Annotated in this window: 9 protein-coding genes; 4 read left to right on the top strand and 5 right to left on the bottom strand. The window is 69.4% G+C overall.

The features are described from left to right. The first annotated feature begins 51 nt into the window (after nt 1-51). Genes imuA through DEH84_RS09095 form a run of 3 tightly spaced genes read left to right on the top strand, consistent with a single transcriptional unit; the run spans nt 52 to nt 5666 of the window. Entirely contained in the window at nt 52-933 is an 882-nt protein-coding gene (gene imuA / locus DEH84_RS09105) for a translesion DNA synthesis-associated protein ImuA (protein WP_109036572.1), read from the top strand. After that, nucleotides 854-2338, top strand: a complete 1485-nt coding sequence (locus DEH84_RS09100; RefSeq protein WP_159098922.1) for a Y-family DNA polymerase — start codon at nt 854-856, stop codon at nt 2336-2338. Before imuA ends, DEH84_RS09100 begins: the two co-directional genes overlap by 80 nt. Beyond that, nucleotides 2322-5666 carry an error-prone DNA polymerase gene (locus tag DEH84_RS09095; RefSeq protein ID WP_109036570.1) on the top strand — a complete coding sequence of 1115 codons (3345 nt, stop codon included), beginning with the start codon at nt 2322-2324 and terminating at the stop codon, nt 5664-5666. The genes DEH84_RS09100 and DEH84_RS09095 overlap by 17 nt, the downstream gene beginning before the upstream one ends. 34 nt (nt 5667-5700) lie before the next feature. On the opposite strand, the gene cadR is transcribed toward DEH84_RS09095, so the two are convergent. Beyond that, entirely contained in the window at nt 5701-6204 is a 504-nt protein-coding gene (cadR, locus tag DEH84_RS09090; protein WP_109036569.1) for a Cd(II)/Pb(II)-responsive transcriptional regulator, read from the bottom strand. A gap of 232 nt (nt 6205-6436) precedes the next feature. On the opposite strand from cadR, the gene DEH84_RS09085 reads away from it, so the two are divergent. Beyond that, the gene (locus tag DEH84_RS09085; RefSeq protein WP_245932764.1) at nt 6437-8638 is read left to right on the top strand and encodes a heavy metal translocating P-type ATPase; all 2202 of its coding nucleotides are present in this window, start codon (nt 6437-6439) and stop codon (nt 8636-8638) included. 22 nt (nt 8639-8660) lie between these two features. Here the strand turns inward: DEH84_RS09085 and DEH84_RS09080 are convergent, their stop codons facing one another. The 4 genes from DEH84_RS09080 to aceF all read right to left on the bottom strand — a co-directional run bounded on the left by DEH84_RS09080 (nt 8661) and on the right by aceF (nt 13557). Continuing rightward, a complete protein-coding gene (locus DEH84_RS09080; protein WP_109036568.1) occupies nt 8661-9329 on the bottom strand; it encodes an RES family NAD+ phosphorylase in 669 nt (222 codons plus the stop codon). Between the two features lie 86 nt (nt 9330-9415). Then, nucleotides 9416-9838 (bottom strand): MbcA/ParS/Xre antitoxin family protein, encoded by a 423-nt coding sequence (locus DEH84_RS09075; RefSeq protein ID WP_109036567.1) that lies wholly within the window; start codon nt 9836-9838, stop codon nt 9416-9418. Between the two features lie 172 nt (nt 9839-10010). After that, nucleotides 10011-11870 carry a dihydrolipoyl dehydrogenase gene (gene lpdA, locus DEH84_RS09070; protein ID WP_109036566.1) on the bottom strand — a complete coding sequence of 620 codons (1860 nt, stop codon included), beginning with the start codon at nt 11868-11870 and terminating at the stop codon, nt 10011-10013. Between the two features lie 13 nt (nt 11871-11883). After that, nucleotides 11884-13557, bottom strand: coding sequence for a dihydrolipoyllysine-residue acetyltransferase (gene aceF / locus DEH84_RS09065; protein WP_109036565.1), 1674 nt, complete (start codon nt 13555-13557; stop codon nt 11884-11886). Nucleotides 13558-13586: the final 29 nt, after the last annotated feature.

The following is a 13586-nucleotide window of genomic DNA, read 5'->3' as shown; positions in this document are numbered from 1 at the left end:
GACGGCCGCGCCAGAGACCGCTACGATACTGTTCATTCATACAGTATTCCCATGCCGCTCTCGCTTTCAACTCCTGCCTTGCCGTCGGCCACGGCTGCCATCCGGCAGCTGGAAGCCAATCTGCCTGCGCACGTGGCCCGGGCCATGTGGCGCGGCCAGGATCTGGGGGGCGCGCAGGGGGAGACCGTTTCCAGTGGCTTTGCCGAGCTGGATGCCGAGCTGCCCGGGGGCGGCTGGCCAGGCCAGAACCTGATCGAGATCCTGCAGCCGGTGCACCATCAAGCCGAATGGCGGCTGCTGAGCCCGGCGGTGGCCACGCTGTTGCAACAGGGCGCCCGCCTGTTGCTGGTCGGTCCGCCGCACACGCCCGGGCTGCAGGGGCTGGTCCCTGAAGGCGTGAAGCCGCAACAACTCGTGTGGTTGCAGGCGCACACCGCGGCCGAGCGGCTGTGGGCGGCCGAGCAGGCGCTGAAGGCCGAATGCCTCAGTGTCATCCTGCTGTGGCTGCCCCAGGCCCGCCCTGAGCAACTGCGCCGGCTGCAGGCCTGCGCCAGCCGCCACGCGGGGTTGTGCTTCGTCATCCGCCCGCTGGCGGCGCAGGCCGACGCCTCGGCCGCCCCCTTGCGCCTGCGGCTGGAACTGGGGGCCTGGCCGGTGCCGATGCAGGTGCAGGTGCTCAAGCGGCGCGGCCCGCTGCACACCCGGCCAATCGTGCTGGCACGCTGGCCAGCGGGGCTCAGGCCGCTGTTGCCCGCGGTCTTGCCCACCGCCACCCCACCTGCGCCACGGCCCATGGTGCCGACCCAGCGTCCCGCCACGGTGGCCTCGGCCGCCTCTCGCCCTGTTCTTGCCCATGCCCTGCTGGACCGCCCTGATTCCCTCGGCCTCCCTGACCGTGGCGCCCTCGTCAGGGCTGCCGGCGCTCAGCCCTGACGGCACGGCCGACGCCCGGATGCTGGTGTGGTGGGCCTTGCGCTTCACCCCTCGCGTGGCGCTGCTGGAAGAGGCCGTGGTGCTGGAGTGGCAGGGCAGCCAGCGGCTGTTCGGCGGGCGCCGCCGGCTGATGGCGCGGCTGAACCAGGGGGCGGAGCAGGCAGGCTGTGCCGGCTGGGCCCATGCCCGCACGGCGCTGGGTGCCCTGGCCCTGGCCCGCACGCCACGCCCTCATCCCAGGCAGCTTGATGCCCTGCCACTGCAGGCCCTGAGCGCGCTGGCCGCCCACCAGGCCACCTTGAGCCGCATGGGTTGCCGCACGGTGGGCGATGTGGCGCGGCTGCCGCGCGATGGCCTGAGCCGTCGCTTCGGTGCAGCCCTGCTGAACGCGCTGGACCAGGCCCGCAGCGTCGTGCCCGAAGCCTTCACCTGGCAGACGCTGCCACCGGTGTTCGACGAGCGGCTGGAGTTCCCTGCCCGCGTGGAGTTGGCCGATGAGCTGCTGCCCGCCTGTGACCGCCTGCTGGCCCGGCTGGGGGCCTGGCTGTCGGCCCAGCAACTGGGGGTGCGGGGCTTCACCCTGCGCTGGCAGCACGATGGCCAGCGCAGGGATGCCGCCCGCAGCGGGGAGCATGTCGTCCGGCTGGGCACCGCCACGTCGGATGTGGCACGTCTGCGCGCCCTGCTGGTGGAGCACCTGCGTCGGCTTGAGCTGAGCGCCCCCGTGGGCGAACTGAGTCTGCACGCCAGCGACCTGGCTGCGGCCGAGCCGCTGTGCGATGACCTGTTTCTGACGCCGGGCCAGGGCGTGCCCCTGCAGGCAGAAGCCTTGCGCACCCCGGCGGGCCAGCGTCGACAGCACGAGGCCTGGGTGGCCTTGCTGGAACGCTTGAGCGTGCGGCTCGGCCACGACCGGGTGTGCGCAGGCCGGCTGGAAGACGACCACCGCCTGGGGCTGGATCAGCGCTGGTGCCCCTGGTCCGACACCAGCGAGCGCCCGGAGGCGACTGCACCGGACGCTCTGCCCCTGATCCGCCATGCCCTGCCCCACCCCACCTGGCTGCTGCCCGAGCCCCGCCCCCTGCTGCTGGAGCACGATGCCCACGGCGCGGAACGCCCGGTCTACCAGGGGCGGCTGACCTTGCTGGCCGGCCCGCACCGCATCGACACCGGGTGGTGGAACGAGGACGCCGCGGCCCTCCGGCCCTCGGGCAGGATGGTCACAAGCCAGGTGGCCGAGCCCGGCACACGCTACGCGGCCGACGGACCACCGGCCACCACCTCGCGCGACTACTTCCTGGCGCACAGCCCACGGGCCGGGCTGCTGTGGGTCTATCGCACGCGCCCTGCCGTGGGTGCCTCCTTGTCGGCTTCGGCGTGGTTTCTCCATGGTGTCTTTGCCTGACCCGCCCCCAAGCCGGAGTGCCCAGCAGCTGCCGGATTACGTGGAGCTGCTGGCCACCAGCAACTTCACCTTTCTGCACGGCGCTTCGCATGCCGAGGAGCTGATCCAGCGCGCGCTGAAGCTGGGCTACAAAGGGCTGGCGATCGCCGACAACTGCTCCATGGCCGGCGTGGTGCGCGCCCATCTGGCCTTGCGCGACGCCCGTGACAACGGGGTGCCCGGCGCCGACGCCTTCCGGTTGCTGATCGGCAGCCAGTTCGAGGTCACGCCCGACCCACCGGAGGCAGCGGAAGGCTGGCCCCCGTATCGCCTGGTGGCCCTGGCGCAGCACCGCAAGGGCTATGGCGAGCTGTGTCACTTCATCACCGGGTTGCGCCGTGCCCAGCCCGGCAAGGGGGTGGCGCCGCTGCACACGAACGCGCTCACCCCCGAAGCCTTGTCCGGCTGCATGCTGTTGTACGTACCGGATCGAGCCCAGGCCCGTGCGCTGCTCATGAGCCGCGTCGCCGAGGCCGATCCCGCCGCGCCCTGGCGCCCGATGCGAGCCCAGCTGGCTACCCTGCAGGCCCGTTTTGCCGGGCAGCTGTGGCTGGGCGTGGCCCTGCACCATGATCTGGATGACGATTGGTGGCTGCACGGGCTGCAGCAGCTGGCCATCGACACCGGCGTGCCGCCCGTGGCCGTGGGCGATGCCCTGATGCATGTGCGCTCGCGCAAACCGCTGCAGGACGTGCTGAGCGCCATCCGGCTGGGCAAGCCGCTGCCGGAATGCGGCCACGCGCTGGAGCGCCATGCCGAGCGCCACCTTCGCAGTCGCTTTCGGCTGGCCCGGCGCTACCCGGCCGAGCTGCTGGCTACGACGCTGACCGTGGCCGAGCAATGCGATTTCAGCCTCGACGAACTGCGCTATGAGTACCCGGAAGAAGTTGTCCCCCGCGGGCAGACCCCGAAGAGCCACCTGCAGGCCCTGACCGAAGCGGGGCTGCAATGGCGTTACCCGGAGGGCACGCCGCCCGCCATCCAGGCCCGCATCGACACCGAACTCGCCCTCATCCACGAGAAGGAGTACGAAAAGTACTTCCTCACGGTCAACGACATCGTCCGGTTCGCGCGCAGCCGGGGCATCCTCTGCCAGGGACGGGGCAGCGCTGCCAATTCGGCTGTCTGCTATGCGCTCGGCATCACCGAGGTCAACCCGAAGGAGGCCACGCTGCTGTTCGAGCGCTTCATCTCGAAGGAACGCAACGAGCCGCCCGACATCGACGTCGACTTCGAGCACCAGCGCCGCGAAGAGGTGATCCAGTACATCTACGGCAAGTACGGACGAGAACGCACGGCGCTGGCGGCCACCGTCATCAGCTACCGCACCCGCAGCGCGCTGCGCGACGTGGGCAAGGCGCTGGGCCTCAGCCTCGAAGAATGCGACCGTGCCGCCACCCACCTGCAATGGTGGGATCGCACCGAGGCGCTGGCCGAACGCCTGGCTGCAGCGGGCATCGACCCGGGCTCGCGCCGCGTGCAGCAATGGCTGGAGCTCACGCGCACGCTGATCGGCTTTCCGCGCCACCTCAGCCAGCACACCGGCGGCTTCGTGATCGCAGGCGGCCGGCTGAGCCACATGGTGCCCATCGAGAACGCCTCCATGCCCGACCGCAGCGTCATCCAGTGGGACAAGGACGACCTGGAAGCGCTCAATCTGATGAAGGTGGACGTGCTGGCCCTCGGCATGCTGAGCGCCATCCGCCGCGCGCTTGATCTGATCGGCGAACGCCGTGGCCACTCCGTGCAGATGCAGGACATCCCGCCGGAGGACGATCACACCTACGACATGATCTCGCGCGCCGACACGGTGGGGGTCTTCCAGATCGAAAGCCGCGCGCAGATGAGCATGCTGCCGCGCCTGCAACCCCGCACCTTTTACGACCTGGTGGTCGAGGTGGCGCTGGTGCGCCCCGGGCCCATTCAGGGCGGCATGGTCCACCCATACCTGAAACGCCGCGAAGACCTGCGCCGCGATCCGGACACGCCCACGCCCTCCCCGCCCCGGCTGGACGAGGCCCTCAAGCGCACCCTGGGCGTGCCCATCTTTCAGGAGCAGGTGATGCAGATTGCCGTGCTGGCGGCGGGCTTCACCCCGGGCAAGGCTGATCAGTTGCGGCGGGCCATGGCGTCGTGGCGCAAGAAGGGCGAGGTCGACAAGTTCAAGGCCGAGATCATCGAGGGCATGCAGGCCAAAAAATACGAGCAGCCCTTCATCGACCAGATCTGTCAGCAGATCGAGGGCTTCGGCTCTTACGGCTTCCCGGAGTCGCATGCGGCCAGCTTTGCCAAGCTGGTCTACATCAGCGCCTGGATCAAGTGCCACGAGCCGGCGGCCTTTCTGGCGGCGTTGCTCAACTCGCAGCCCATGGGCTTTTACTCGCCCAGCCAGCTGGTGCAGGACGCCCGCCGCCACGGCGTGACGGTGCTGCCGGTCGACGTGCAGCTCAGCGACGTGCCGGCCACGCTGCACGAAACGGAGGATTCACGCGGGTGGGCACATCGGCCCTTGCTGGCCCATCGCCATCCCGAGCACCATCGGTTTTCGCCCTCTGACCCAGCCCGGCCGGCCTCGCCCCAGCCCGCTGTGCGCCTCGGCTTGGCCCAGGTGGCGGGCGTCGGGGTGCCCACGCTGCTGCGCATCGTGGAAGCCCGGCGGCAGGGCGGCCCCTTTGCCAATGTGGACGAACTGGCCCGCCGCGCCCGGCTGGATCAGGCCGACCTGCGCGCACTGGCCGCGGCCGATGCGCTGCACAGCCTGGCCGGCCACCGTCGCCAGCAGGTCTGGGAGGCCGCCGCCCGACACCGCGCCCCCGCCCTGCTCCGTGACGCTCCCATTCACGAGGCCCCGCTGGTGCTCGACGCCCCGCCCGAAGGCGAAGACATCCTGTTCGACTACGCCGCACTGGGCCTGACGCTGCGCCGCCACCCGCTGGCCTTGCTGCGCCCCCGCCTGACCGAGATGGGCTTTGCCACCGCGACCCAGTTGCAGCCGCGCCGCGATGGCGACTGGGTCAGCACCTGCGGCATCGTGACCGTGCGGCAGCAACCCGGCACGGCCTCCGGCGTGGTGTTCGTGACGCTGGAAGACGAGACCGGCACGGTCAACGTGATCGTGTGGCCGCATCTGAAGGAAAAGCAGCGCGAGGAACTGGTGCACAGCCGCCTGATGGCCGTGCACGGCGACTGGCAGCGGCAGGGCGAGGTGCGGCATCTGGTGGCGCACCGGCTGGTGAATCTGACACACCTGCTCGGGCGACTGGGCACCCGCAGCCGGGATTTCCATTGAGCCCCGGCCGCTTCGGGCGCGACGCTGGCTGCGATCAGCGTCCTGGCCCGTGCGTGCCAGGCACATGCCCGCGCCCACGGCCCGCAGGGGCGCAGGCACTGGCCAATACGCTGGCGGGCGAGGTGGCCGGAGACGGCGACAACGCCCCTTCGCCGCTCAGGCCCGCCAGGATGCCGCAGTGCCCGGCATCGCGCTCGTCCGGGCAGGCCGCGCGCAGTGCCCGCAACTGCTGTTGCAGCGCCTGCAGCTCCGCAATCCGCTGCCCCACGTGGCCGATGTGCTCATCCAGCACCATGTTCACGGCCTGGCAGCTCTGCTCGGGCGCGGCCTTCACGTCCAGCAGCACGCGGATCTCATCCAGCGTCATGTCGAGCGAACGGCAGCGCCGGATGAAGGCCAGCCGCTCGACATGGCTGTCGTCGTACACACGGTAGTTGCTGGCCGAACGGGCTGGCGCAGGCAGCAGGCCCTCGCGCTCGTAGAAGCGGATGGTTTCGACCAGGGTGCCCGCACGGGCGGCCAGTTCACCGATTTTCATGGCGTCGCTCCAACACGCTTGACTCTGTACCCACTACAGGGTTTCCAATCATGGCATGCAGACACCCCCCCTGTCCCCGACCCAACCTGAAGACCGCACAACGCCCCCCGAGGGCCCGGCCGTGGCCACGGCAGACGCAGTCACGGTGCCCGACACGGATGGCGGCACCTGCGGCAGCCACGCCTGTGGGTGCAGCGGCAGCCCGACCATCGCGGTTGCGATGCCGGTCAGGATGGCCATGCCGCGCCCGGCCGGTCGCAAGCCCTCGTCCCTGCCCTGGGCCGATTACCGCATCGCCAACATGGATTGCGCCTCGGAAGAGGCCGACATCCGCCGAGCACTGGCGCCCCTGGACGGCGTGCACGGGCTGCGCTTCCAGCTGGCCGCACGCACGCTCAGCATCCAGGCTGACGTGGCGACCCTGCCGCAGGCGCTCGACGCCATCCGCCAGGCCGGCTACACCCCGCAGCCGCTGACACCGCCGCCCGCCCCGGTCGATGGCGAGGTGGCGACGGCCTCGGCTGCGCACGCCCACCCGACGCGCTTCATGGAAGGCTGGGGGCCGATGGTCATCGCCCTGGCGCTGGCCGTGGCAGCGGAAGTCATCGGCTTTGCCGGTGCGGATGCGGGCTGGATGCCCTGGGTAGGCCGGGCCCTCGCAGCCGGGGCCATCGCCTTGTCAGGCCTGGAAACGTACCGCAAGGGCCTGCTTGCGCTGCGCCAGGGGCGCCTCAACATCAACGCGCTGATGACGGTGGCCGTCACGGGCGCCTTCCTCATCGGTCAGTGGCCCGAGGCCGCGATGGTGATGGCCCTGTACGCGCTGGCCGAACGCATCGAGGCCCGCTCGGTCGACCGGGCCCGCCGGGCCATCCAGACTCTGCTCGATCTGGCGCCGCGCGAAGCCATGGCTCGGCAGGCGGATGGCTCATGGCAACGCAGCCCGGTCGAGCAGATCGCCCTCGGTCAGCTGATCCGCATGGCCGCAGGTGAGCGCGTGCCGCTCGACGGCACCATCGTGGCCGGCCAGAGCGCCCTCGACCAGGCCCCGGTGACCGGTGAAAGCCTGCCCGTTGACAAGGGGCCGGGCGACACCGTGTTCGCTGGCACGGTGAACCAGACCGGCGAACTCACCGTCCGGGTCACCGCCCTGGTGAATGACACCACGCTGGCCCGCATCATCCATGCCGTCGAGCAGGCCCAAGCCAGCCGCGCCCCCACCCAGCGCTTCGTCGACCGCTTTGCGGCGGTCTACACGCCGGCGGTGTTTGCCATCGCCGTGGCGGTGGCGGTGCTGGGCCCGCTGCTGGGCGGCTGGAGCGTGCTGGACGCGGTCTACAAGGCGCTCGTGCTGCTCGTCATCGCCTGCCCCTGTGCCCTGGTGATTGCCACCCCGGTCACGGTGGTGAGCGCCCTGGCCACGGCCGCCCGCCGCGGCATCCTGATCAAAGGCGGACGTTATCTCGAAGAGGCGCGGCAGCTGAAGGTGGTGGCCTTCGACAAGACGGGCACCCTGACGGCGGGCCAGCCGGCGCTGGTTCACTGGGAGCCACTGAACCCTGCGGCCAACGGACAGGCTGACGAGCGGACGCGACTGGCCCAGGTGGCACGCAGTCTGGCCGCGCGTTCCACCCACCCGGTGTCCCAGGCAATTGCCAATGGGTTGCCCGTGGGCGAGTTGCACACCGACCAGGTGCAGGCGCTGCCCGGGCGGGGCACGCAGGGGCGCGTGGAGGGCACGCCCCACGTGCTGGGCAACCATCGCCTGATGGACGAGCGCGGCCACGCCTCGCCGGACCTGCTGGCCCGCATGCAGACGCAGGAGTCTCAGGGCCGCACGGTCACGGTGCTGGCCGACGACCAAGGTGCGCAGGCCCTGTTTGCCGTGGCCGACACCGTCAAGCCCGGCTCTGCGGCCACGTTGCACACCCTCACGCAACTGGGTGTGCATGCCGTGATGCTGTCGGGCGACAACGCGGCCACCGCGCGTCACGTCGGCGCCCAGGTCGGCCTGACCGACACGCGCGGCAACCTGCTGCCCGAAGACAAGCTTCAGGCGATCGACGCACTGCGGCAATCTCACGGCCCGGTTGCCATGGTGGGCGACGGCATCAACGATGCCCCAGCCCTGGCCAAGGCTGACATCGGCATCGCCATGGGCGGCGCCGGCACCGACACCGCCATGGAGGCGGCCGACGTCGTCATCATGAACGACGACCCGCAGCGTGTGCCCGAGCTGATCCGGCTCTCGCGCGCCACGCACGGCGTGCTGTGGCAGAACATCGCGCTCGCCCTGGGCATCAAGGCGGTGTTCCTGGTGCTCGCCGTGATGGGACAGGCATCGATGTGGATGGCCGTGTTCGCCGACATGGGCGCCAGCCTGCTGGTGGTGGCCAACGGCCTGCGGATGCTGCGCTGGCGGCACGCCGGCTGACCGGGGTCGCCAACGTGCGCGCCTAGCTTGAGAACCGATCGAGCGGGTCGAACACCGCGCGCTCACCGTCGATCTTCTCGAACACGTCGGTGAAGCGCTGGCCGTTCCACGCATACAGCAGGTAGGCCGCGTGCACGCACGCCGAGGCACCCTTCGGCCGGAAGAGCCCGACGCACTCGCCTTCCGCGTGGCGCACGCTGCGGTACACCACGCCAGCCGATCCCGCGGCGCGCAGTCGGCGCGCGAGCGCCTGGGCCGCGCTGTAGTCGTCGGGGCTGTAGACCTCCGCCGGCACCACGCCCTCAGGGCGCAGGTCATGCAGCGTGGCGCTGACCTTCACCGCGTACAGCCGCATCGACAACTGCATGGCGGGCTGGGCGGTCGCAGTCAGAAAGCGCGCATGGTGATACTGCGTCTCGGCAATGGCGGTCATGCGGTCGTGTGCGGCGTAGAAGACGCCATGCCGCCCGTCTGAAAACCGGCTGCCATCGGGGTTCAGGTGCGTGAAGGCGGCCATGATGGGGCCGGAGCCGGGCCCCACGATGCGGTCTTCTGCGGGCACCAGCTCGATCACGCCGGCTTCGTCGCGCAGCCGGTCATTGGTCAGCGCTTCGAGCGCATACAGCGCGTCGAAATCGTCCGGGTCGGCGATGCGGTCGTAGATGTAGACGGTGGGATAGCGCGTGGGCACGATGCGCCACGCTGGCTGCCAGCGGATGCGCTTCAGCGGAATCCCGTCGCTGTCTGTCTGCCCTACTGCCCTGGGCCCCGGCCGGCTCACGCCCAGCCGCCGCTGCGCACAGCGTCCAGATACCGACGCACGGCAAACAGGTCGGACACATTGCCCGCCAGCATGCGCTCGAGCGCCGAGCGGCCCCCGAACAGCGGTGCGGTGTTGGGCTGGCGCACCCAGGCGTCCGCAGCCTTCGCGTCGGGCAGCAGGATCTGCAGTGACTTCCAGATGCCAAGCAGGTTGGAGAGACGCTCCAGCGTGTCGCGCGACAGGCGCGCGGTTTCCGGGGATTTGCGCCAGGCGAAGAAGGTGGAGCGCGCCGGCTCGCCCAGCAGGCGGATCTGCTCGTCGACCGAGAGGTGCCACGCATCAGCCAGCCGCGCAAAGGCGCGCAGACCGGCGGCCGACATCTGCTGAAGCGATGGTTCGGGGGATGCTGCGGGTCGGGGCTGGAGGGCGACGCTCATGATGAGTCTGATTATGGACTTATCTTTCCAATATGTCCATTCATGGCCTTTCCGCTGAGCCCATCGACAACCCTGAACGCGCAAAACAAGAAAGCCCCGCGGCACCAACACCCACGGGGCTCTCACAAGGCATGGCCAGCTGACCGGCGCACCACCGGCCAGCCACACAGGCTCAACGTTTCTTCACCGGCGGCAAGTCCGTGCAACTGCCATGCGCCGCTTCCGCGCACAGGCCGATGCTCTCACCCAGCGTCGGGTGCGGGTGAATCGTCTTGCCGATGTCGACCTCGTCGGCCCCCATCTCGATGGCCAGCGCGATCTCACCAATCATGTCGCCCGCATGCGTGCCCACGATGCCGCCCCCCAGGATGCGGCCATGGCCGCGTGCCTCGGGGCTGTCATCGAACAGCAGCTTGGTGAAGCCTTCGTCTCGGCCGTTCGCGATGGCGCGGCCCGAAGCCGACCACGGGAACAGGCCCTTCTTCACCTTGATGCCCTGGGCCTTGGCCTGGTCCTCGGTCAGACCCACCCAGGCCACTTCGGGGTCGGTGTAGGCCACGCTCGGGATCACGCGGGCGTCGAACTGGGCCTTGGCCAGCTTGTCGTCGCCCAGCAACTCCCCGGCCACCACTTCGGCCGCCACATGCGCCTCGTGCACGGCCTTGTGCGCCAGCATCGGCTGCCCGACCAGGTCACCAATGGCAAAGATGTGCGGCACGTTGGTGCGCATCTGCACGTCCACCGGAATGAAGCCGCGGTCCGACACGGCCACACCGGCCTTGTCGGCGTCGAGCTTCTTGCCGTTGGGCGTGCGGCCCACTGCCTGCAACACCAGGTCGTAGGTCTGATCGCTCAGCGTGCCGTCGGCCGCCTCGAACTTCACCTTGATGCCCTCCGGCGTGGCCTCGGCGCCCACCGTCTTGGTCTTCAACATGATGTTGTCGAAGCGGTGCGCGTTCATCTTCTGCCACACCTTCACCAGATCGCGGTCGGCGCCCTGCATCAGGCCGTCCATCATCTCGACCACGTCCAGGCGAGCACCCAACGTCGAGTACACCGTGCCCATTTCCAGGCCGATGATGCCGCCGCCCACGATGAGCATCTTCTTGGGCACGCCCTTGAGCGCCAGCGCGCCGGTCGAGTCCACGATGCGCTCGTCCTGCGGGAAGAACGGCAGGCGCACAGCCTGCGAACCCGCCGCGATGATGGCGCGCTTGAACCGCACCACCTTGGCCGCACCCGTCTTCTCCTGCCCCGCGCCCACGGTCTCCTCGACCTTCAGGTGATACGGGTCGAGGAAGACGCCGTAGCCGCGCACGGTCGTGACCTTGCGCATCTTGGCCATCGCCGCCAAGCCACCGGTCAGCTTGCCGATGACCTTTTCCTTGTGGCCGCGCAGCTTGTCGATGTTGACGGTGGGCGCGCCGAAGTCCACGCCCAGGTCGGCCATGTGGCTCACCTCGTCCATCACCGCGGCCACATGCAGCAGCGCCTTCGAGGGGATGCAGCCCACGTTCAGGCACACACCGCCCAGCGTCGCGTAACGCTCGACAATGACGGTGTTGAGCCCCAGGTCGGCCGCGCGGAACGCCGCCGAGTAGCCGCCCGGGCCACCGCCCAGCACGACCACATCGCACTCCACATCCACCGGGCCGGTGTAGCTGCCAGCCGGTGCGGGTGTCACCACGGCGGGAGCCGGAGCGGGCGGCGCTGCAGCGGCAGCGGCCGGCGCTGGCGCAGGAGTTGGCGCGGCTGCGGGTGCCGGCGCGTTTTCCTGTGCCGAAGCCCCAGCCTCTGCCGCTTCCAGCGTCAGGATCACGGTGCCCTGGTTGATCTTGTCACCCAGCGCGACCTTCAGCTCCTTGACCACCCCGGCATGCGACGACGGGATCTCCATCGAAGCCTTGTCGCTCTCCACCGTGATCAGGCTCTGTTCGGCCTTCACCGTGTCGCCCGGCTTGACCAGCACCTCGATGATGGCCACGTCCTTGAAGTCGCCGATGTCCGGCACTTGCACGTCGATCATTGCCATGTCGTGCTCCTCATCAGAGCGCGATGCGGCGGAAATCCGCCAGCAGCGACGCGAAGTACACATTGAAGCGGGCAGCGGCGGCGCCGTCGATGACGCGGTGATCCCACGACAGTGACAGCGGCAGCATCAGGCGCGGCTGGAAGGCCTTGCCGTCCCACTTCGGCTCGATGGTGCTCTTGCACACACCCATGATGGCCACTTCCGGCGCATTGATGATGGGCGTGAAGTACTTGCCGCCGATGCCGCCCAGCGACGAAATCGAGAAGCATCCGCCCTGCATCTCGGCCGGGCTGAGCTTGCCGTCGCGGGCCTTCTTGGCCAGCTCCGACATCTCCTGGCTGATCTGCATGATGCCCTTCTTGTCGGCATCCTTGATCACCGGCACCATCAGACCGTTCGGCGTGTCCGCCGCGAAGCCGATGTGGAAGTAGTTCTTGAGCACCAGCTGATCGCCGTCCAGCGAGGCGTTGAACTCGGGGAACTTCTTGAGCGCCGCCACGGCCGCCTTGATCATGAAGGCCAGCATCGTGACCTTCACGCCCGACTTCTCGTGCTCCTTGTTCAGCTGAACGCGGAAGGCTTCCAGATCGGTGATGTCGGCGTCGTCGTGGTTGGTGACGTGCGGGATCACCACCCAGTTGCGATGCAGGTTGGCGCCCGAGATCTTCTTGATGCGCGACAGGTCCTTGCGCTCGACCGGGCCGAACTTGGCGAAGTCGACCTGCGGCCAGGGCAGCAGCCCCGGGAAGGCGCCACCCACAGCAGCGGGAGCGGCTGCAGGCGCCTTGGCCTTCTGCGCGGCGGTCTGCGTGTCGCCGGCCATCACGCCCTTGACGAAGCCTTGCACGTCGTCCTGGGTGATGCGGCCCTTGGGGCCCGAGCCCTTCACTTCGGCCAGCGGCACACCCAGTTCCCGCGCGAACTTGCGCACGCTGGGCGACGCATGGGGCAGCGCGGCACTCGGTGTGCCAGGCTGATGAGCAGGCAGCGCAGCCGGGGCGCTGGCCACCCCCGTTGCGGCAGCCTGAGCCGCCGCAACGGGGGCCGGAGCGGCCGCGGGGGCTGCAACTGCAGCCGGCGTCGACGCCACGGCGGGGGCAGCCCCACCACCGGCGCCTTCCAGCACCACGATGGGTTTGCCCTTGCTGACCTTGTCACCCAGCTTCACCAGCAGGCTCTTGACCACACCCGCGTGCGATGAGGGGATCTCCATCGACGCCTTGTCGCTCTCGACCGTGATCAGGCTCTGCTCGGCCTTCACCGTGTCACCCACGTTCACGAGCACCTCGATCACCGCGACCTCGTCGAAGTCGCCGATGTCGGGCACCACCACCTCGATGGGGCCGGAAGACGCTGCGACAGGCGCAGGTGCCGGTGCTGCGGCCGGCGCCGGAGCGGCCACCGCAGGGGCCGCAGCCGGAGCCGGGGCGGGCGCGGCGGCCACCGCTTCCGCCGTCTCCAGCACCAACACCACCGAGCCTTCGCGGACCTTGTCGCCCAGCGCCACCTTGAGTTCCTTCACCACGCCAGCGTGGGAAGACGGGATCTCCATCGAGGCCTTGTCGCTTTCCACCGTGATCAGGCTCTGCTCTGCCTTCACGGTGTCGCCGGCCTTCACCAGCACCTCGATGATCGCCACTTCGTCGAAGTCCCCGATGTCAGGGACCTTCACTTCAATCAATGCCATGTTTGTGCTCCGTCACGGACGAAGAAATT

Origin of the sequence: Aquabacterium olei, from assembly GCF_003100395.1 — a bacterium.
GTDB lineage: Bacteria > Pseudomonadota > Gammaproteobacteria > Burkholderiales > Burkholderiaceae_C > Aquabacterium > Aquabacterium olei.
The sequence above is the reverse complement of the archived record's forward strand: the minus strand, read 5'-3'. Positions and strand labels throughout refer to the sequence as shown.